The sequence below is a fragment of the Dialister succinatiphilus genome (assembly GCF_928721695.1).
Taxonomy (GTDB): domain Bacteria; phylum Bacillota; class Negativicutes; order Veillonellales; family Dialisteraceae; genus Dialister; species Dialister succinatiphilus.
In genome coordinates this window covers 58,284-79,373 of sequence record NZ_OV788641.1, presented here as the reverse complement: position 1 = coordinate 79,373, position 21,090 = coordinate 58,284, and the positions used below count along the sequence as shown (strand labels likewise).

18 protein-coding genes and 1 tRNA gene are annotated in these 21,090 nt (G+C 51.2%); 16 read left to right on the top strand and 3 right to left on the bottom strand.

Annotated elements, in window-relative coordinates:
* Positions 1–16: 16 nt before the first annotated feature.
* The 7 genes from hisD to hisIE all read left to right on the top strand — a co-directional run bounded on the left by hisD (position 17) and on the right by hisIE (position 6,161).
* Entirely contained in the window at positions 17–1,306 is a 1,290-nt protein-coding gene (gene hisD, locus NW747_RS00355) for a histidinol dehydrogenase (RefSeq protein WP_273187450.1), read from the top strand.
* Complete coding sequence (gene hisC, locus NW747_RS00350; protein WP_273187448.1) at positions 1,296–2,366, top strand: histidinol-phosphate transaminase; 1,071 nt, start codon at positions 1,296–1,298, stop codon at positions 2,364–2,366. Before hisD ends, hisC begins: the two co-directional genes overlap by 11 nt.
* Positions 2,363–2,941 (top strand): imidazoleglycerol-phosphate dehydratase HisB, encoded by a 579-nt coding sequence (gene hisB, locus NW747_RS00345; RefSeq protein ID WP_273094873.1) that lies wholly within the window; start codon positions 2,363–2,365, stop codon positions 2,939–2,941. Before hisC ends, hisB begins: the two co-directional genes overlap by 4 nt.
* Positions 2,941–3,555 carry an imidazole glycerol phosphate synthase subunit HisH gene (gene hisH, locus NW747_RS00340; RefSeq protein ID WP_273187446.1) on the top strand — a complete coding sequence of 205 codons (615 nt, stop codon included), beginning with the start codon at positions 2,941–2,943 and terminating at the stop codon, positions 3,553–3,555. The genes hisB and hisH overlap by 1 nt, the downstream gene beginning before the upstream one ends.
* Complete coding sequence (gene hisA / locus NW747_RS00335; RefSeq protein ID WP_273094876.1) at positions 3,552–4,268, top strand: 1-(5-phosphoribosyl)-5-[(5-phosphoribosylamino)methylideneamino]imidazole-4-carboxamide isomerase; 717 nt, start codon at positions 3,552–3,554, stop codon at positions 4,266–4,268. Before hisH ends, hisA begins: the two co-directional genes overlap by 4 nt.
* Positions 4,269–4,718: 450 nt before the next feature.
* The gene (hisF, locus tag NW747_RS00330) at positions 4,719–5,474 is read left to right on the top strand and encodes an imidazole glycerol phosphate synthase subunit HisF (protein WP_273187445.1); all 756 of its coding nucleotides are present in this window, start codon (positions 4,719–4,721) and stop codon (positions 5,472–5,474) included.
* Between the two features lie 9 nt (positions 5,475–5,483).
* Positions 5,484–6,161 (top strand): bifunctional phosphoribosyl-AMP cyclohydrolase/phosphoribosyl-ATP diphosphatase HisIE, encoded by a 678-nt coding sequence (gene hisIE / locus NW747_RS00325; protein WP_273187443.1) that lies wholly within the window; start codon positions 5,484–5,486, stop codon positions 6,159–6,161.
* Between the two features lie 129 nt (positions 6,162–6,290).
* Here hisIE and NW747_RS00320 read toward each other — a convergent pair whose 3' ends face one another.
* Positions 6,291–7,742 carry a carboxylesterase/lipase family protein gene (locus tag NW747_RS00320; protein ID WP_273187441.1) on the bottom strand — a complete coding sequence of 484 codons (1,452 nt, stop codon included), beginning with the start codon at positions 7,740–7,742 and terminating at the stop codon, positions 6,291–6,293.
* Between the two features lie 289 nt (positions 7,743–8,031).
* Entirely contained in the window at positions 8,032–9,474 is a 1,443-nt protein-coding gene (locus tag NW747_RS00315) for an alanine/glycine:cation symporter family protein (RefSeq protein WP_273187439.1), read from the bottom strand.
* 388 nt (positions 9,475–9,862) lie between these two features.
* Here NW747_RS00315 and NW747_RS00310 point away from each other — a divergent pair, with 388 nt between their 5' ends.
* Positions 9,863–11,152, top strand: coding sequence for a peptidoglycan-binding protein (locus NW747_RS00310; protein WP_273187437.1), 1,290 nt, complete (start codon positions 9,863–9,865; stop codon positions 11,150–11,152).
* Positions 11,153–11,446: 294 nt separating this feature from the next.
* Positions 11,447–11,537, top strand: a tRNA-Ser gene (locus tag NW747_RS00305).
* A gap of 185 nt (positions 11,538–11,722) precedes the next feature.
* Here the strand turns inward: NW747_RS00305 and NW747_RS00300 are convergent.
* Positions 11,723–12,154, bottom strand: coding sequence for a hypothetical protein (locus tag NW747_RS00300; RefSeq protein ID WP_273187435.1), 432 nt, complete (start codon positions 12,152–12,154; stop codon positions 11,723–11,725).
* A gap of 922 nt (positions 12,155–13,076) precedes the next feature.
* On the opposite strand from NW747_RS00300, the gene NW747_RS00295 reads away from it, so the two are divergent.
* The 7 genes from NW747_RS00295 (at position 13,077) to NW747_RS00265 (ending at position 21,000) form a co-directional block, all read left to right on the top strand.
* On the top strand, positions 13,077–14,474 hold the full coding sequence (locus NW747_RS00295) for a hypothetical protein (protein WP_273187433.1): 1,398 nt from the start codon (positions 13,077–13,079) through the stop codon (positions 14,472–14,474).
* Between the two features lie 11 nt (positions 14,475–14,485).
* Positions 14,486–15,493 (top strand): hypothetical protein, encoded by a 1,008-nt coding sequence (locus NW747_RS00290; protein WP_273187431.1) that lies wholly within the window; start codon positions 14,486–14,488, stop codon positions 15,491–15,493.
* Positions 15,493–15,813 carry a YkgJ family cysteine cluster protein gene (locus tag NW747_RS00285; RefSeq protein WP_273187430.1) on the top strand — a complete coding sequence of 107 codons (321 nt, stop codon included), beginning with the start codon at positions 15,493–15,495 and terminating at the stop codon, positions 15,811–15,813. The genes NW747_RS00290 and NW747_RS00285 overlap by 1 nt, the downstream gene beginning before the upstream one ends.
* A gap of 263 nt (positions 15,814–16,076) precedes the next feature.
* The gene (locus NW747_RS00280; RefSeq protein ID WP_273187429.1) at positions 16,077–17,294 is read left to right on the top strand and encodes a DUF445 family protein; all 1,218 of its coding nucleotides are present in this window, start codon (positions 16,077–16,079) and stop codon (positions 17,292–17,294) included.
* Entirely contained in the window at positions 17,291–18,565 is a 1,275-nt protein-coding gene (locus NW747_RS00275; RefSeq protein ID WP_273187428.1) for a DUF445 family protein, read from the top strand. The genes NW747_RS00280 and NW747_RS00275 overlap by 4 nt, the downstream gene beginning before the upstream one ends.
* A 567-nt stretch (positions 18,566–19,132) precedes the next feature.
* Positions 19,133–19,951, top strand: a complete 819-nt coding sequence (locus NW747_RS00270; RefSeq protein WP_273096729.1) for a hypothetical protein — start codon at positions 19,133–19,135, stop codon at positions 19,949–19,951.
* 233 nt (positions 19,952–20,184) lie between these two features.
* On the top strand, positions 20,185–21,000 hold the full coding sequence (locus tag NW747_RS00265; protein ID WP_273096732.1) for a hypothetical protein: 816 nt from the start codon (positions 20,185–20,187) through the stop codon (positions 20,998–21,000).
* Positions 21,001–21,090 lie beyond the last annotated feature (90 nt).

Below are 21,090 nucleotides of genomic sequence, written 5' to 3'. Positions count from 1 at the left end.
GAAAGAAGGCATAGAAATGGAATGGATTGAAGTACCGGAAAAAGGGCTGACCCTCCGTGAAGTGAGGACCATGACTAATAGAAATGTGAATCTCTCTGATGATTTGGAAAAATCAGTGTCCGCCATCCTCGCTCAGGTGAAGGAGGGGGGAGATGAAGCCATTCGTGCACTCACAAAGAAATTTGACGGTGTAGACCTTACGGACTTCCGGGTGAGTGAGTCGGAAATCGAAGAGGCAGTCAAGGCTGTAGGTCCTGAATTCCTCGCCGTATTAAAGGAAGCAAAGGAAAATATTGAAGCATTCCACCGTGAGCAGGTCAGGAAATCTTGGTCCAAAACCTTCCGGGACGGCGTGGAACTGGGAGAACGGTTCCTCCCCATCCAGCGGGTAGGCGTTTACGTTCCCGGCGGCCGGGCTGCCTATCCTTCCACGGTGCTTATGGATACGGTGCCGGCCATGGTGGCAGGCTGCCCATCCGTGGCCATGGCTACTCCGCCCGGTAAAGACGGAAAAGTGAACCCCAATATCCTGGCTGCTGCCTATGTGGCCGGGGTGAAGGAAATTTATAAGGTCGGCGGTGCCCAGGGCATCGGCATGCTGGCTTACGGCACGGAAACGGTGGAGCCTGTATTTAAAATCGTAGGACCCGGCAACGCTTTCGTAGCCATGGCCAAACGCCTTGTTTTCGGTACGGTAGGCATTGATATGATTGCCGGCCCCTCAGAAGTATGCTGCGTGGCTGATGGCAGCGCCAATCCGAAGTGGATTGCAGCCGATTTACTCTCCCAGGCTGAACATGATCCCCGGGCTGCCGTATTCCTCATTACACCGGATAAGGACTTCGGCCTGGCGGTGCAGAAGGAAATGGAAAAACAGATGAAAGAGCTTTCCCGCTATGAAATCATGAAGACCTCCGTGGACCAGTACGCCAAGGCTTTCCTTTGCAAAGATGCAGAACAGTGCTTTGATATCGTCAATAAGATTGCGCCGGAGCATCTGGAAGTAGAGCTGCCGGACCCGAAAAAATACCTGCCCCTTATTTATAATGCCGGTGCCATTTTCCTCGGCAAATACACTTCTGAACCAATCGGGGACTACATGGCGGGCCCCAACCATACACTGCCCACCTCCGGTACCGCTGCTTTCTCCTCGCCCCTTGGGGTTTATGATTTTGTAAAACACAGCAGTGTGGAATGCTACAGTGAGGAAGCGTTCCGTAAAATTTCTAAAAAAGTGCAGCTCTTTGCCAAAGCAGAAGGGCTCACCGCTCATGCTCATGCGATGGAGGTACGTGATGAAGACTGAATGGCTTAGAAATACAATTAAAGATTTTGAACCCTACTATGTGGCTCCTATTGCAGAAAAATACGTGATTAATGCCAATGAAAACTATTTTAACGTTCTTTCCATTCCATCCCTGAAAAAGGAACTGGTGGAAGCGCTGGATACCTTTAAACCCCAGATTTACCCGAAACCCATGGCTGATGACCTTCGAAAAGCTCTGGCGGAATACACCGGTCAGGCTCCGGAAAACATCATCTGCGGTAACGGCGGTGATGAAATGATTACCTACCTTCTGGGCACATTTCTAAACCCGGGAGACCAGATCCTGGTTCATACGCCAACCTTCGACATGTACGAACTGGGAGCAGAAACCCTGGGGGCCCGCGCCATCAAAGTGAGGGACCTGGCAGGCTATCGCCGGGACAAGGAAGGCATTCTGGAAGCGGTTAAGAAATATCAGCCGAAAATCACAGTCATCTGCAACCCCAATAACCCTACCGGCGACCTGCTGCCGGCCTCCTTTATCGAAGAAGTGCTGAAGGCGGCTGACAATCTTGTTTTCGTGGACGAAGCGTACATGGAATTTGCCCAGAAGGAAAGCGTGCTGCCTTTAATCAAAAAATATCCGAACCTGGTAGTGCTCCGCACCCTGTCCAAAGCCTTCGGTCTGGCAGGCATGCGCTGCGGCTATCTGGCAGCTGATAAGGAAATCATCGATGCCATCGGCAAAATCAAGGCGCCCTACAACCTCAATGCCTTTACCCAGCTCTTTGCGCCCATCGTACTGAAACACAGGGAGGAAATTCTTAGGGTGAGAGATGACATTGTGAAGGAACGGAACCGTCTTTTTGATGAACTGGTGAAAATTCCCGGCCTCACCGTATATCCATCCTGCACCAATTTCCTTCTGGTCCAGGTGGAAAGCAAACATGAAGAAATTTTCAAAGCCCTGAAAGCCAAAGACATTCTGGTGAAGATTTACCGGAATAGCGGAGAGCTGCCCAATGCCTACCGCATTACTGTGACCACCAGGGATGTGGATGATGCCCTCCTTGAAGTATTTCGGAAGGAGCTTTCATGAGACAGGCAGAGATTCATAGAAAAACAGGGGAGACAGACATTGCCATTTCCCTTGTCATCGATGGAGAAGGGCGCTTTGAGGGAACCACGGGTATCGGTTTCTTCGACCACATGATGAACCTCCTTGCCTGTCACAGCGGCATGGATATTTCCATAACCTGCCAGGGGGACCTGGAAGTGGACAACCATCACACCATTGAAGACCTGGGCATTGCCCTGGGCAGCGTGTTCCTCAAAGCGCTGGGAGATAAGAAGGGCATCCGCCGCTACGGCGCCTTCTTCTGCCCCATGGATGAGACACTGTCCCGCATTGTGCTGGACCTTTCCGGACGGCCCTATTTCGTGTACGATGTGAAAATCCCGGTGGAGCGGATCGGCACCTTTGAAACGGAAATGACCAGAGAATTCTTCCTGGCCTTTGCCATGCACGGTATGATGAACCTGCACATGGCCTGCCTTTACGGCGAAAACGGCCATCATATCGTAGAATCTCTTTTCAAAGGGCTGGGCCATGCACTGAAGGAAGCGGTTACCGTGGAAGGCGGCAGGGTATTATCGACCAAAGGAGTGCTCTGATGAAAACAGCCATTATCGATTATGACGCAGGCAATCTGGCCAATGTGGTCCGGGCGGCGGAAAGGGCCGGCCTTTCTGTGGAAGTGACAAGAAATCCGGAAGTTATCCGAAGCGCCAAATCCCTCATCCTGCCTGGCGTTGGTGCCATGAAGGATGCTATGGAGCATCTGGATGGCTACGGTTTGTCTGGCCTTATCCGGGAAGAAGTGAAAAATGGAAAAAAGCTGGCCGGCATATGCCTGGGCATGCAGGCGCTCTATGAAGTCTCTGAGGAGAATGGACATATTCCTGCCCTGGGCCTTCTTCCCGGCCGGATTGTCCATTTTCCGGAAGGGAAATTAAAAGTGCCCCATATGGGATGGAATGAACTGGTCATTCACCGGCCCCACGAAGTGCTGGAAGGCCTGCCCCTTCATTCCTATGTATATTTCGTCCATTCTTACTACAAGACACCGGGAGATACGGAAGACGTCATTGCATCTGCCGATTATGGTGTCACCGTACCGGCTGTGGTGGGGAAGGACAATGTATTGGGATTCCAGTTCCACCCTGAAAAATCGGGCTCTGTAGGGATGACCATCTGGGATCGTTTAGCAAAGTGGTTGATGAAATGAAAATATTTCCAGCAATAGATATAGAAGATGGGCACTGCGTGCGTCTGCAGCAGGGAAAAAAAGAAAACCTTACCGTTTACGGCGATGATCCGGTGAAAATGGCGCTGAAATGGCAGGAAGAAGGGGCCAAAGCCCTTCATGTGGTGGATCTGGACGGTGCTTTCAAAGGGGACGGCGTCAATAAGGAAATCATCCGAAAAATGTGTGAAGTCCTCACCATCCCTCTGGAAGTGGGCGGCGGTATTCGCAATGAAAAGGCCATTAAAGACTACCTGGACATGGGGGCGTACCGGGTCATTATCGGCTCCAAAGCCGCTGCTTCCCCTTACTTTGCCATTCAGGCCGCCAAAACTTTTGGCGCTGATCATATTGCCGTATCTATAGATGCCAAGGGAGACGAAGTGGCTACCCACGGCTGGGTGGACGGCAGCAGCCGCAAGGTCATGACCTTTGCAGAAACACTCCTGACCCACGGCGTGAATACGCTGATTTATACGGACATCAGCCGGGACGGCATGCTTTCCGGTCCGAACTTCGACATGATGAAAAAACTTCAGGCTCTGGAAGGCATCCACCTGATTGCTTCCGGCGGCGTCTCCGGCGCAGAAGATCTCCGGAAACTGTCTGCCATGGGAGTGTACGGAGCCATTACAGGCAAAGCCCTCTATGAGGGAAAAGTAACTATGGAAGAAATTCGGGAAATCCAGGAATAAGGGAACCGCAACCGGAGCCACTGCGTGGCTCCGGTTGACGCCTGCTGCGCAGGCGAGGGTTGACATCCGCTGCGCGGATGAAGGGGCGTAAGTTTGACGACCCTCCGGGCCGAGGGTTGTGGATTGCTTTGTGGGCAATGAGTATAAATTCAGCGTTACGGCCTTACCTTCCCGCCCTCACAGTCATTCTGAGCCGCAGGCGAAGAATCTTGGTACGTGCAGCGTTTGAATCAAAAGGCATTAAACAGTAGTCGGCGGGAAGGAACCGCTTTGCGAAATTTATACTCATTTTTCGACAGGGCAGTCCACAACCTTCGGGCCCCAGGGGCCCGTCAAACCTAAGAACCCTCCGGCCACAGGCCGGTCAATCTTAAGAACCTTTTCCCAGCCCCCTTTGAATCCGGGGCTGCGAAGCATCCCCTGTTTTTCTAAAACGCAAAGGAGCATACTATGCTTGCAAAAAGAATCATTCCCTGTCTGGACGTGAACCATGGCAGGGTGGTCAAGGGAAAACAATTTCATCACCTGCAGGACGTAGATGATCCTGTGGCTTTAGGAAAGTACTACTCCGACTCCGGCGCCGATGAGCTTGTCTTTTATGACATTACCGCAACCCATGAAGGGCGAGAAACCTTTGTGGACACTGTGAAAGCCATTGCGGAAGAGCTGACCATCCCCTTTACCGTAGGAGGAGGCATTCGCAAAGCTGACGATTTCCGCACCATGCTGCTGGCTGGTGCCGACAAGGTATCTGTCAACTCTGCCGCCGTCATGCATCCGGAAATCATCAGGGAAAGTGCCGAGCGTTTTGGAAACCAGTGCGTGGTTCTTTCCATCGACGGTAAACGGAATGACCATGGCGGATGGGACGTGTACATCGAAGGCGGACGGAAAAACACCGGTATTTCCGTATTGGAATGGGCTAGGAAAGGCATGGAGCTGGGGGCCGGAGAAATATGCATGAACTCCATCGACACCGATGGAGAGAAAAAGGGGTATGACCTGGAACTCATGCATACCCTGTCAGAGCAGCTTTCCATTCCTGTCATTGCTTCCGGTGGTGCAGGGAAAATGGAAGATTTCCTGAAAGCCTTTGAAGCAGGCTCCGATGCGGCCCTGGCAGCGTCAGTCTTTCACTTCAGCGAAATCGCCATTCCCGATTTAAAAAAGTATTTGGCAGCCCACGGCATTCCCGTGCGGATATAAGGAGGATTTATGGAGTCAGTAGACATCGGAAATATCAAATTTGATGAAAAAGGACTGGTGCCGGCAGTGGTGCAGGATGCCAGAAGCGGCGAAGTGCTCATGGTGGCCTATATGAATGCCGAATCTCTGGCTAAAACGGTGGAAAGCGGCGAAACCTGGTTCTTCAGCCGCAGCCGCCAGAAACTGTGGCATAAAGGCGAAGAATCAGGCCATTTCCAGCAGGTGAAGCGGATTTACGTGGACTGTGATGCCGATACCCTGGTGGTAGAGGCCATTCCGGAAGGCCCTGCCTGCCATACAGGAAACCGCAGCTGCTTCTATCGGAGCCTTGCGCAGTGGGATAATACAAAAGCGAAAGGAAGCCTCACCATCCTTCATACGCTCTTTGAAGAAATCAAAGACCGCAGAATTCATCCCCAGGAAAGATCCTATACCAATTACCTCCAGAAGGAAGGTAAGAATAAAATCGACAAAAAAATAGGCGAGGAAGCTTCTGAAGTCATTATTGCTGATCAGCACGAAGATAAGGAAGAAATCATAGATGAATCCTGCGATCTCCTCTACCATCTCTTCGTCCTCTGGGAAAATGCCGGCGTAGATCTTTACGACATTATGCAAAAACTGGAAGAACGGGATGAGAAAAAAGGAAATAAAAAAGTAGTAGGCCATCTGGATAAGACCTTTTGACAGGCTTCCTGCTGCTCAGGACCTGTCGAAGGTCAGTGGCTTTTTACTTTTCTAAATTTGTTTCAGCCAAAAAAGGGCTGCGAGGAAATGTAAATCATTTCTTCACAGCCCCTTTTCGATGTACAGATTTTACAGAGCAAATACCTGGAATGGCATGGCCGGGTCTGTTTCCGATGCAGCAGCTCTCTCTACATGGCAGGGATGGTCAAAGACCATGATACGGCGGTTTTCTCTGTCAAATTTCGGCCATGACGGCATGCCCTCTGCAGCGGGCATGCCTTTTTTTATAAAGGCAGTAAAGGCGCCGTGCATCTCTTCCTTCAGCTCTTCATGGGCAGGCGAGTGGTCCACATCGTGGATGACAGAGCCCATACCCATGAGGAACTGGGTCTCAGAAGCATGGCAGGCTTTATAAGCCTGCCGGTCCCAGTCCAGCCGGTAGAGATAGACGTCCTGCCCTGCGTCAGAAGCGGTTTCCGCCATGTCTATATCGCCGGCGCGGTAAATATATTCTGTCAGGAAGTGGACGAAACGCTGATGGAAGTTTTCGTCTTTGGGAATTATTCTGTAGTTTTTCATAACGATGGGTGCCCGATTGCCGAAGAGTTTTTCTGCCAGCCCTTCATCCATGTCATGCACATGATAGATATGCCAGTAGAGATTTGTTTCATCTCTGTTTGTTCCCATGAGAAGGGAAATATGTTGACCTGCATGCTGCCGGATCAGGGCAAGGGCGTCATTTCCTTCAAAATTGATGCCGTCAAATACAGGGCCTGACGCATGCAGGTTGAATCCGCGGAACATGGGAGCCTGGGCTTTTAAAATGGCTTCCCAGGGCATGGTGAGGATTTCATGGGCCCTGTCTTTTGTAAGACCTGCATGGGACATAAACTGCTCTGTTATGCACCGGGCGGTATGTACATCTCGAATGCACTGCACGGCGCCGCTGCAGAGGATGGCTTTTTGAAACAGTCCCCTGGCTTTTTTCATGATGGTTAGGGCACCGCAGAGCTTGGCACCGGCGCTTTGGCCCATAATGGTTACATTATCCGGGTCGCCGCCAAAGGAAGCAATGTTCTTCCGCACCCAGCGGAGGGCTTCGATAATATCCAGAAGGCCGCTGTTTCCGGACTGTCGGTATGCATCTCCCAGATAACCGGACATATCCATAAATCCCAGGGCCCCAAGACGGTAGTTCATATTGACAACCACCATGCCTTCTCTGGCAAAGGCAGGCGGATTGATGCCTGCTGTGGCAGATCCTTTCTGAAAGGCGCCGCCGTGAATCCAGCAGAGCACAGGAAGCTTTCCTGTCGTATCAGGGGTGGTCACATTTAAATAAAGACAGTCTTCATCCAGGGTCTCTTCTTTTTTCAGAAAAGTAAGTCCCGGTACATAGAGCTGAGGCGCAGCGTGGCCCAGTTTTCTGCAGGAACGGATTCCTGTCCAGGGTTCCGCCGGTTCTGTGGGCATAAAGCGAAGGGCACCTGTTGGCGGCTTGGCGTAGGGAATACCCAGAAACTGATGTATGCCCTGGATTTCCATGCCTTCCATGGCTCCGCAGGGTGCTTTGATTATCATATTTCCTCCTTGATAAAATGATATAAAACAGGAAAATGGTTTATTCTATAAGAAATCCTTTCAGAGGAGAGGGATAGGTGCTCGTTTTTTCTTCCTTTGCAAAAAAGACTGTGGGGGAAAAGGGATGCCCCTCTTTCCTCACAGTCCTTTAGACAAGTATGGATGCAGCAATTGTTTTCTTTTGTCAGGGAATGACTAGATGTGAACAGCCATCTGTTTAGGAAATCCCATGACGAAGCAATAGATAAGAACAGACTTGTAAATGAGTCCGTGCTTTCTTTGGAAATCCTTATTTCTCCATCCGTTTCAAATGATTGGAATTGTTTTCATCATCCCACCATACGATACCCTTCGTATCGGACAGCACATTCCGGTGGAAGAGAGGTACCCGGATGCCTTTTTTCAGCTGCTTTTCATAATCCAGAAGGCAGGCCCGGGCCTGGGGGAAAAGAAGAATAATGGCGCTTACGTTGGTTAAGACCATAAAGGCCATAAAGAGGTCCGCCAGGTTCCACACAAGGGGCAGATCCGCAATGGAACCCCAGAAAATCATGACAGCAATGAGAAGGCGGAAGAGGTTCAGCGGCCATTTTTTATGGGTGAGATGGCCAATGTTGATTTCCCCATAATAATAATTTCCAATAAGGGAAGTGAAGGCAAAGAGGAAAATGAGGAAGGAAACGGCTTTTGGAGCGCCGCTGCCGAAGTACTGGGACATGTCCCACTGAATCAGTTCGATGCCGGTCAGGCCGGTGGCGCTGTAGTCTCCGGTAAGAAGAACGATGAAAGCGGAAGCGGAGCAGATGAAAAGGGTATCTACATACACGCCGAAGGCCTGGATGAGGCCCTGCACCACCGGATGGGTGGCATCTGCAGTGGCTGCTGCATTTGGTACGGAACCTTCGCCGGCTTCGTTGGAGAAAAGGCCTCTCTTGAATCCGGTGAGCACAGCAGCGCCCATGCCGCCGCCAAATACTGCCTGCCAGTCGAAGGCATCCCGGAGGATAATGTAGAACACATGGGGCATTTCGGTAATATTATAGAGCATAATGCCCAGAGCAACCACGATGTAAATGCCTGCCATAATAGGCACCATCCATTCTGTCACCCGGGCCACCCGGCCCATGCCGCCGCAGATGACCAGCATAGCCAGCACAGTAACCACGCCGCCTACCATCATACGGTCCAGACCCAGTGCATGGTTCAGGGCCAGGGAAATGGTATTGGACTGTACGGAATTATAAATCATACCGTAGGTGACGGAAATCAGAACAGCAAAGAGGGCAGCCCAGATACGGTGGCCGAGGCCGTTTTTCAGATAATAGGCAGGGCCGCCGCGGAAGCCGTTACCGTCTTCTCTTGGCACCTTATAAAGCTGGGCCAGGGTAGATTCCACAAAGCCCGTGGCAGAACCGATAACCGCAATAAACCACATCCAGAAAATAGCGCCGGGACCGCCGGATACGATGGCAATAGCGATGCCTGCAATGTTGCCTACACCTACTCGGGAAGCAGTGCTGACGCAGAAAGCCTGGAAAGGAGAAACCTCATTTCCCTCGGTCTTCCGGCCGGCCGTATGGGCTATGAGCTGGAACATCCGTCCGAAGTAACGAATCTGTACAGCCCTGGTGCGGACAGTAAAATAGAAGCCTGCTCCCACCAGCAGGGCGATGATAACAGATGACCATAAAAATCCGTTAATGGTGGAAATCAGTTGATTCAGTGATTCCATATTTCCTCCTTGAAATGAAAGTTATGCATACATAATTATTATAATATGATTTCCAGATTTAGACAATTCAAAAAATATGACGGGAAAGGGGAAAATAAAAAGGGGCCGACTCTTTGGGGAGGCAAAAGGCGCCTTGAGGTTTTTGGCATTTATACCAAAGATTTGTTCAAATGCAATTCCCCGATAAAACAGCTCTCCTCTTGGGCTGAAATCCCCCGATTTCCGGTATTTTCAGAGGATATTTCCCACCGAAAAAATCAGTATTTCTGCCCGGTTAAGCAAGCCTCAAAAACGAATCATTTGCAGTATGAAATATGAGGGTTTTACTCTTTTTTTTACAAAATCGGCAGAAAATGGTAAAATACAGGAGTCTATGGAGGTGATATGAATGCGTGCTTTATATACATGGGGATGCGCCGCAGCCATCTGGCTGGTGGCGTCTCTTACCGCGTCTGCCCAGACCCTGTCTATCGGCATGTCGGGAAGTGAAGTCTCTTCCCTGCAGAACGACCTGGTAGCGGCAGGCTATCTTGCACGTACAGTAGATGGAGATTACGGCTCCACCACAAAAGAAGCAGTGGCCTTATTCCAGAAGGCCAAAGGCCTGCCTGTTACCGGCAGGGCTGATGATGATACCCGGGCAGCGATTGAACGGGCCGCCGGAGCGGGCTATCGTCCCGGCGGCGGCGTAGTTTACGCCGAGGGCAACCGGGGCAGCATGATCAGTGACATGCAGGTACGGCTCCAGGCCGCAGGTTATCTGAAAGGCGGCATTGACGGCGTATACGGTGAAGATACTACCAATGCCGTAAGGGCTTTTCAGAAAGCCAAAGGCATTCCTGTTTCCGGTGTCATTGATGAAATGACCTATGGCGCCCTGAGAAATGAAGATACCTCTTCTGTTTCCTACGAAGGAGAGAGGGAAGAGGAAGAAAGCGGCGACAGAGGATCCTCCCTTTACAGTATCGGTGACAGCGGCAGTGATGTTTCATCGATTCAGCGGAAGCTGAAGAAAATGGGATACCTGGATGGAGCGGTAGACGGTATTTACGGCGGCGATACCGCTTCTGCAGTGAAGGCCTTCCAGAGCGACGAAGGCCTTTCCGTCACCGGCATGGTGAATGGAGACACCCTGTCCCGCATTACCTCCGAGTATGCGGCCCAGAGCGGTGAAACCGTGCTTTCCCCGGGAGACTCCGGGAAGAAAGTTATCCGTCTTCAGAACAAACTTCTCCTTCACGGTTATAATCCCGGCAGTGTCGATGGTATTTACGGGGAGGGGACTGCTGAGGCAGTGCGCCAGCTCCAGGCAGAAGAAAATCTGGCCAGAACCGGCATTGCCGACGGTGATGTATGGGACAGACTGGACAGCGCACCCCGCTTTACAGGAAACTATAAAAAAGTATTCCGTATGGAAGCTACTGCCTACACGCCTAATGACGGAGATGGAAGAGGGATGACAGCCATGGGTGCCTATGCAGGCAAAGGCCATGCAGCGGTGGATCCCAATATTATCCCTCTGGGCAGTGAAGTCTACATCGAAGGCTATGGCTATGCCATCTGCGATGATATAGGCGGCGCCATTCATGGAAATATTATCGATGTGGGCGTGGATAACTACGACCAGGCCTACAAATGGGGTATGAAACCCAAAGTGAATGTATATCTGATTCGATAAGAAAAGACCGGGCTTCCGGTCTTTTCTTTTCTATATGGGACCGCCTACAGAAACGCAGGAAGCCGGGATATGAACTGCCGCTGATGTCACATGAAGGAGAAATGCTGAAAAAGAAAAGAAAATACGGTTACTGCTGTTAAAAACGTTACTGATAATATGAGTCATACCATTGATGGAACCATGGAAGCGAAAGCTAATGAAAATACAGGCAGCAGGCAGTAAAAGGAGAGAATAAAAAATAAGTCCTTGACAATGAGGCCCTTCATAGTGTATCCTTATACAAGTCAGCTATGTGGAGTGATACTCAAGTGGCTGAAGAGGACGGTTTGCTAAATCGTTAGACCGGGTGACCGGTGCGGGAGTTCGAATCTCCCTCACTCCGCCATAAAAAAGCGTCGATGATTCGACGCTTTTTTTATTTGTCAGAAAAGCCATAACCCAGGAGCCTTCCAATGCTGGACAAAGGGCTATGATGTCAATTCAATGGTAAGCGAACTTAAGCCCCTTCCTGCGTACATGCAGCAGGGAAAGCAAAAACCGGACAGGGCTCAAGCCTTGTCCGGTTCTGATTTATTCCAGATGATATTCCTTATACAGCCTTTCCCGGGCTTCCTTATCTTCCAAAGCCAGCCGGACATCATCGGTGCGGCCCTCTGCCTGCAGCAGCTTCAAAAGCCGGGCAAGCAGTTCAGCGCCTTCGGCACGTCCTTCAGCGCGTCCTTCAGAACGCTCATCCATACTCCATTTTTCCAAATCGGCACACATGGCAGCCACCTCCTTGGGGGTGTTTTTATAACGATTGACTGTTTCCTTTAACGGTTCCAGAATCATATCATCCACTTTGGAAGAACGAAAATCATTCATCAGTTTTCCTATATTATCGGATCCGCCATAGTCTCCATTTACATAAATGATATGTTCTCCATCATTAAAGGGACGGCTTAATTCTTCGATGATTCGATTGATATTCTGCAGGGCAAGCGTATGCCGCCGTTTCTGCAAATTCGATAAGGTCTGTTCGTTTATTGGAGCACCGCCTTTCTCTACTCCTATTATACTTGGAAGTGAAAATCGTCACAATGAGGAAATGTTTGGACATCTGTACTAAAAAGGTGCCAGATGGAAGAGATTAGGCTGACCGCTGGTGGTGGGGGCTTCGCCGCCAGTTATTATAAAACCCTGCAACCGCCCTGTCGGGCGATAGAAATACACCCCTTTTAGCGGCACTATGCCTTGTGATGCTTATGAGATTTATCAGATAATGGCGATATCTCCTTTTGGCGGCTGGCGCCAACACCTTTGCCCCGGTGGCACTATGGGTGCTCAGCATTGTGCCACATGATACCATGGAAAAGCGTAGAGCGATTTATTCTGTTCTCCTGAATAGGGTGGCAAGGGAACACGATTCGTAGGGGAGCGTAGCGACCTGAGAATCCTGTGACATGCTTTCCCGTGGATGCACAGCGAACATGATTTGAAGGAGCGCCAGCGACGCACAAATCATTGTGAGTCGTTTCACCTTTAGGTGGAAGTCCGGCGAAGCGGGATAGGGGGGCGAACGAAGTGAGCCAATCAGCAGAATGTGTATCATGCTATATGATACAGGAAAGCCAGTCCCGCAACGCAGGCTCCTTTCTCAGAAAGGAGCTGGGCGGAGCCCTGAGGAACACCGAAAATAAGCAAAGAGCTGACGCCCTTATCCTCCGCTGTCTAAGGCATTCCCTTTCCAGACGGCTCAGAAATCAAAAACCGGACACAGCGGCATGTATCCGGTTTTATTTTATTCCAACACCACCGCTTCCTATCCCACTTACGGCTAGTCCATCTTAAGAACCTTTCTCCTTGAAAATAGGTTATAATGAAGAAAACACATTACACGCAATACGCAATACTCACAGTCTTTGATTTCATGGGGAGGTCAGGTATGGACGAGGAGGAAAGGCGCCGGCGGCAGGCGGAGAATGCATTGGGGGCTCTGGCAGCGGGGGTTTCGGTGGATGAATCGGTGCGGCGGCTGGCTGAGGTATATCGGAAGCCTTTGGAGTATAGGGGAAACCGGAAGCTCTTTGACGACGGCATGGCGAAGCGGCTGGCGAAGGAGAATCTCTTTGCTTCGGGGAAGGCGGTGAAGGATCCCTATACAGGAAAGAAGCTGTTTCTTCGGAAGCAGGAGGCGAAGCTGGCCTATGGGAAGAAGTGGACGGAGCATCTGGCGGAGGCGGACCATGTGGAACCGGTGCACCGGATTTTTGAGGCCCATAAGGACGATGCCTGGGTCACCAATAGCGACATCAAGGACGCGGTGAACAGCCCGGAGAATCTGAAGACTATTTCCCGGAAGCTGAATAATGCGAAACGGGATCGGAGAAATTCCGATTTCTACGGCGATGACAGGTATCTAGCGGATAAGGATATCCACCTTTCCAAAGAGGCGAAGAAGCGGGCCTTGGAGGACGGCCGGCAGGCGCGCAGCCATGTGGACCGGTCCCTTGCTTTGAAGGGAGCAGGAAATCTGGCCGCCGAGTTTCATGACGCCGGTGTAAAGGCCGCTGCCGGAGCAGCGGTGTTTTCGGGTGCCATGGCGGCGGTGGATAATATGGTGGCAGTGATTGAAGGGAAGAAGGAGCCCGGTGAAGCCATCAAAGACCTGGTGAAGGCGACGGGCAAGGCGGCAGCCCTTTCCTATTTCGCCGGCGGCGCAGTGAGTGTCATTTCCCATAGCCTTTCGGCATCTTCCAATTCTCTGGCCCGCATGCTGGGACAGGCAGGTGTGCCGGGAAAGGTGGTGGCGGCGGTTCTTGCCACGGCGGGGATTATTAAAAATTATATCTATGGAAATATCACCGCTTCCGAGTGTATTGCCCAGCTGGGGGAAACGGGGATTGCCACGTCCACCGCGGCGGCCGGCATGTATGCGGGAGCTGTGTTGATACCGCTTCCTGTCATCGGTTCACTCATCGGCGGCATGGTGGGGTATATGCTGTCGGGAAAGGTGTTTACCGCATTGAGCGGCGCCCTGTCTTCGGCAAAGCTGGCCCGAAAGGAGCGCATCCGCATCGAAAAGGAATGCGGGGAATCCATTCGCCGGATACAGGAGTACCGGCGGGAGCTGGATGAAATCACGGAGAAATATTTCAAAGAAAACTGGAAGGCCTTTGATGAAGCTCTGGGAAATATGGTGTCCGGCCTGAAACTGGGGGATGCCGACGGCTATATCCATGGGGCGAATCAAATCACCCGCCGGCTGGGCGGGAAGGTTTCCTTCAGAAATATGGATGAGTTCGATGATTTAATGAAGAGTGATGACATTATTAAGTTATAAGGAGGTTTATTATGCCTATTCCATTCATTCTTGGCGGTATTGCTGTGGCGGCAGGTCTTGTGGGGGCGAAGAAGGCACTGGATGCCAGTGATAAAAATGCCCGGGCCAGACGGATGAATCGCAGGGCCCAGGAGACCTTTGAAAATGCAAAGAAGGAGCTCCTGGCTGCCCGGGACGAGGCAGGAAAGGCCCTGGAAAATCTGGGCCAGGCGAAGGTGGATATCCTTCATGGCAGTGTCACCCGTTTCGTGGACACCTTCGGAAAGATTCATCACGTGGAACTTGCAGATTCCGTCGGCATGGACGAGCTGTCGGAGTTTGAAGTGAATGAGGATACATTGAAGGAAATGGGAGAGCTGGGAAGCCTGGCTGCAAAGATGGCTTCGGGCACCGTGGAAGGACTGGCGGCAGGAGGGCTCATGGCCTTTGGCGCCTACAGTGCTGCCGGTCTTCTGGGCACTGCCGGCACGGGAGCTGCCATTGCAGGCCTTTCGGGAGCAGCGGCCACCAATGCTACCCTGGCCCTCTTAGGCGGCGGCACTCTGGCGGCCGGAGGTCTTGGCATTGCAGGAGGCACCGCTGTGCTGGGCGGTCTGGTGGCAGGCCCTGCCATTGCGGTGATGGGGTTCATGATGGATTCCAGGGCTGATAAGAATCTGGATATGGCCAGGAGCAACCGGGCCAAAGCCCGGGAAGCGGAGGAGCAGATGAAACTGGCAGGAGACGCCTGCAGGGCCATCGGAAAACGGGCGGATATGTTCAGAGATCTGATTTCCCAGGTAGACACGCTTTTCAGGCCGCTCATTGAAAAGATGGAAGCGGTGGTGAAGGAAAAGGGGACAGACTATCGGGACTACGGTGAAGAGGAAAGAAAGACCATTGCCATGACCCTTGCCACTGCCGGTGCTGTGAAGGCGGTGCTTGATACGCCTATTCTTACCAAAGAGGGGGCGGTGACAGAGGAGTCTCTTACGGCCTATAAAAAGGTGGAGGCCTTCCTGCCGAAGGTAGAGGGATAATGGATTTCCCCTGCCTGGCCTGCGGCCTCTGCTGCGAAAAGGCCCGGTACGTGAAAGAACTGAGGCCCTTTCTTGATGAAAAAGGACAGTGCTCCTTTTATGACAGGAAAAGCAGAAAATGCCGTATCTATGACAGCCGTCCCGCTATCTGCCATACGAAAGTCATGTATGAAAAAAGGTTTCGCGCCTTTATGACGGAAAAGGACTATATCCTGGCCAATCTTTCTGTGTGCCTGGCGCTGAACAGGGCCGCCGGGAATCGGGATAATGCGGAAAGAATCCGGAACATCATGGAAGAAATCGAGGAAAGGGCTGATTGAAACATGGAGGCCCTGGGGAGGCACTGGTGTCATTGGGGGCGGGAGATTTCTCCACTCTGTGGAGACTCTGCATGGAGTCTCCAAGGCAGCCGAAGCTGGCCTCCAGCCTACCCAATAAAAGGCTTTCCTATTGGTGGCTGACCGGCTGCGGTCGAAATGACAAGAGAGTGGGTGACGCTGGTGCCATTGGAGCATGGGGTTTCTTCTCTTGGCTCATTTATGGATACATCTGTGTTTACTTTGGATTCCTGAAAGGAGGATTTATGCGTAAAAAAACGATGGCTGACGGCATACTGGGCATTTCCATTGCCGCCGCCCTGGCATCGGCGCCTTTCCAGGAAAGCAGTCTGGCTGCAGGAGCCCTGTTTCACCTTTCCTTTGCCGCTTCCGTAGGCGGCTTTGCAGACTGGTTTGGCGTCACTTCTCTTTTCAGAAAGCCCCTGGGCGTACCTTTTCGGACCAGCCTCATCTCCAAAAGCCGGGATAAAATCGTGGCCATGGCCAAAGACATGGTGACGGAGGAAATCCTCTCTGAACGGCGGCTGAAGAGGCTGCTGGTGAACCATGTGCCGTCAGCAGTAGTGGAGCGCTGGCTGAAGGAGCATCGGCAGGAACTCAGCCGCATTCTGACCGACGGTCTGGAAACTGCTTTTTCCTCCCTCCATGAAGAATGGCTGTGGCAGATGGCAGGAAAGAGCTTTTCCGCCCTGCTGCCTGCCATCGACTGGGCTGCCATCCTGGCGTCGGTGATGCTTTCCTTTAAAAAGTATGAGAAAAAAGAAGCCCTTTCGGAGGCCCTGGCAGAGGAAGTGCGCCATTTTCTGCAGGATGAGTTTACTTTAGAAGAAATAGGACACATTTACCATGCCGCCTGGGAGCATTATGAGGCTTATGGTCCTTTAAATTTTCACCGGCTCTTCCGGAAGGCCGTAAAGGACAGGGATGAGGAATTCATCAAAGGCATTCAGAAAAAGATTTTTGACCTGGCAGATACCCTGACTCATGAGGACAGCGAGGTAAGAAAGGCATTGGGCGAAAAGTATGACAGCCTGCTGGAAAGACTTTCTAACGACAGCTCCTGGAAACAGGAGCTGAACCGGAAAATTTCTCATATGGCAGAAACAGTGCTGGAAGAGAAAGGAAAGGATTTCTTTCTGGGTGAATGGCAGGCCCATCATGAAGAGCTGGCAGGCCTTCTGGCGGAGAAAATCCTACTGTACGCTGAAAACATGATGGAAGATGAGGGAAAACGGCGCCGCTTCGACGCCTGGCTCCTCTCCCTGGCGCTGCCCCATGTAAAGAAAATCCATGAGGCTGTATCATCGGTGGTAGAAAGAAAGCTTTCCCAGTACGACGGAAGTGCCATGGCCCGCCTTGCAGAGGAGGCGGCGGCGGAAGAAGTGGCGGCCATCCGAATGAACGGCTCCCTCTTCGGTGCTCTGCTGGGACTTGCCTTTTTTGCAGCGGGGGTGATGGTATGAAACGGTATCAGCGGGCCAACTTTCTCATGGCAGCCGCTTTCCTTCTTTTCCTTCTCACCTTTTGCCTAAGCCGCTGGAGTCCCTGGCAGAAAGAGACTTGGCTTTCTGTGCTCTATTTCCTGGCCCAGTCCTGCTTCATCGGCTGCGTGGCGGACTACATTGCGGTGGAAGCCCTTTTCCGGCGGCCCTTCCATCTGCCGGTGGGACGGCTTATCCCCAAAAGCAGAAAGCGGATTATCAGAAAGCTGGGCGAGGTCAACAGCACCCTCCTTTCCAGAGAAAACATGCTGAAAAAAGTGGAAACTTTTTCTGCTTCCCGTCTGGTGTTCAGCCGTCTTGAAAAAGAAGAAAATCGGAAAGGCCTGGAAAGAAATCTGGCGGAAAAAGCAGGGACCTGGTTCGTTTCCTTTGTCAAAGCCCATAAAAACGATGCCGCCTCCATGGCAAGAAGGGAAGGAGAAAAGAAGCTCGCTTCCTTTACTGCCTTTGCTAAAGAGAAAATTCTTTCTGAAATGAATCGAGAAGAGTGGCTTGACAAAATTCTGGAGGAAGCGGAAAAAAGGACCAGAGACGAGAAAAATAGAGAGGCCCTGGCCCGTTTCCTGGAAGAAAAGGGGGATAAGGAAGAAAAGGGATTCTTCGGCTCTCTGGCCTACGGTCTTGGAAAATTTTTCGGTGCCATAGACTACGACAGTCTGGCGGACTCTGCCATGGATGCCCTGGGGGAAGAAATAGAAACCTGGAAGGAAAAAGACAATCCCTTCCGCAAGACCCTCCTTTCCGGTTGGGACAGCATGGTGAGACGGTTCCTGGAAGAAGAGGCCACGGAAAGAGCACTGGGAGATTTCGGCAGGATCCTCTTCGCTTCCTTTCCGGTGGAAGATAAAGTGGAAGAGGCGGTGGACCGTTTCATGGAAGAATGGGGAGAAGGCAGGGCCTTCCATGAAAAATTGGTTCCCCAGCTGGAAAATGCCCTGCACCACGCTATTACGGCCGCCGGCCATGACGAGGGCTTCCGAAAACGAATGGACCGATTCGCCAGAGACCTGGCCGTGGAAATCATCTCCTATGAACACGGCTGGCTGGCTCCTGCCATGACGGAAGTGCTGGAAAACTTCACAGACTGGGAGCTCAATGAATTTGTGGAATCCAAGGTATGGAGCGAACTGGAAGGCATCCGTATCAACGGCGCCCTGGTGGGCCTTCTGGCAGGCTGCGCCTTCTATGTGTTCCTCATGTGGGTATGGGTGCCCTTTGTGGGAAAATGGTAAATGAAGGCAGCGGTTCATGGCGGGATCAGGATTGGAAAGGAAATCCCATAACCCGGGACACCTTAAAATTATCAGGCCTCTTTGGGGTCTCGGATTTTCTACGAAAATCCAGCTATCCTCCGACGCCAAAGCTCCTCTCTGTAAAAGGGGCTTTGGCGCTTTGTCATGCAGCCATGGTAAGACAAATGCAAGACCCGAACGATGACTTTATCATGATTGTCCGAAGAGCTATCGATAGCCCTCAGCCCCATAGGGACGTCAATCCTAAGAAACGGAAGCCCCTTGTCTACAGAGCTGGCGTCAAACGTCCCTTTTGAACCTTCAGAGTCCTCAGAGCCCTTTCTTTTCTGTTGCGTCTTATAAATTTTTTCTGTAATGAAAAAAGGTTTTTATAAAATCTGTCTTTTTCTAATGGTGTATAATTAATGGTGTAAGAAAAGGCCTTGCGAAAAGGCAGGAGGAAGAGAGCCGTGACGGATGAAGAAGAAACGGGTTTCTGTTATTGTGCTGATTCATGGTCCAAATCCCCGCGGGTGGGGTTTCCGATAGTCCAAAGGAGGAATTGATATGACTATAACTTATGTTCTTCAGGTTCTTCAGGCAATGGAAGATGGGAAAATTCAGGATCCAACCTATATCAAGGATCTGGAGGGTGAGCTTCATAAAGCATTCCGTCGTGTAAGGAGAAGACTGCTTCGCCTTCGCAGCCGCGCCCAGTATGAAATCGGTGAAATGGACCGGGCCAAGGTATCCGCTACTTCCAGCCATATGGAAGAATTTACCAAGTACTGCGCCATGATTCGCAATTTTAACATGAAGGACTGCGAAGGCCTTCCGGGAATTGAAAGCTTCCTGAAAGAAGGCTTTAAGGTCGATGACATGATTGCACGGGCAGATAAGATTGCCAGCCTGGAAGCGGTAAGTGCTGCTGCTTATTCTCCCATGGCTCTGGGATTTGGTATCCTGGACAGCTTTGCTATCCTTCCGAAGGTGAATATCGACAATAAACGTTTCCACAGCATGGATATGACCTACATTCATGAACTCATCGAAGAGTTGAAGAATTATCAGAACCATGTGAGAAAACTCACTGCCTCCATCGATGAAATTGGCCGGAAGGCCAGGGAAGAGGCAGACTGCCTCAATGATCTTCATGATTATTTCGTAGACGGCATTGATGATTTGAAAACCATTCTGGAAAGAAAAGGAGAAGACTGGAACCGCTATTCCCAGTCTGAAAAGATGCAGGTGGCCCGGGCTATCCAGTGCGCCCAGCTCATTACCATCCTCTTCCCCCATCTCTTGAATGACAAAGGAGAAGTGAGTGAGGAAAGCGAAAAGGCTATCGAAAAGGCAAAGAAGGCACTGGCTTTCCGGGATGCCTGAAAGCACAGGATATGGCAGTGAGTGCGATTCTTTTTCCATAGAAACTTTTTATATGTTATAATCATATATAGATATATAGGGAATCGCTGGTTTATTTCCTGGAAATCATGAGGAAGAGCTGTAGGCAGATGTATATCTGCAGGCGGCTCTTTCATTCCTGTTTCCTTTATGTATTTCACTTATCAGTGCTTCCCGGTTTCGATAGATCATACTGATTGAAGGGGGAACGAGTCATGTCGATTTCTTTTATTCTGCGCATGATTGCAGGGGCAGTCAGCGGTAATTCCAATTCTGCCCGTCCGGAAAGCATCAACGGCGAAGTGGAAAGGGCCAGAAGAAGGGCTACGAAAAGAATCAACCGGGCCAAGGTCAGGGCCCAGGATGAACTGGGAGAGCTGGACCGTGTGAGAATCACCCTCATGTCCGGCGATATGAAAAAATTCACCAGTCTCTTTGCCCAGCTGAAAAATGTGGATTTCCACGACTGCGATACGCTGGCAGGACTGGAACATTTCAACAAGGAAAGAAAGAACTGGCGGGAAATGGAAAAATTGTCCGCTAAAGCCATGAGTGTGGTCACCCTGGCAGGTGCGGTGGACGCTGTCGGATTTGGCGCCGGCGTGCTGGACCAGTATGCCAAGGTACCGGAAATCAAAGGACTGGATGTGACCGGGGGAACAGAAGATGTGAATGCCCTGAAGGATATGAGCGCCCGTCTTCAGGAATTCCAGAAGGATGTGAAGAACATGTGCATCCGCATGCAGCTGGTCCGCCACGAAGCCAGAAAAGCGGAAGATGCGCTCCTCGACCTGTCCGATTACTTTGAAGATGGCATTGAAGATATCAAATCCATTCAGAATGATGCTGGCAATGACTGGAAGAAATACTCTCCAGCCCAGAAAATCTTAATCGGCCGCACAGCTCAGATTGCCCGTCTCATCCGCGCCCTTTCGGAAGTTCGTTTCCTTAATGATGACGCCACTGTGCGCCCTGAGATTCAGGAGTCTGTAGACGCAGCGGAAGAACTGCTGGACGAACTGGGAGCTTAATAACAGCCATAACCAATCGGCATCCCCTCCTTAGGAAGGGACGCCGATTTTTTTGATTCGTGAGCCGGAGGAGTGGTCCGCTATCGGCTA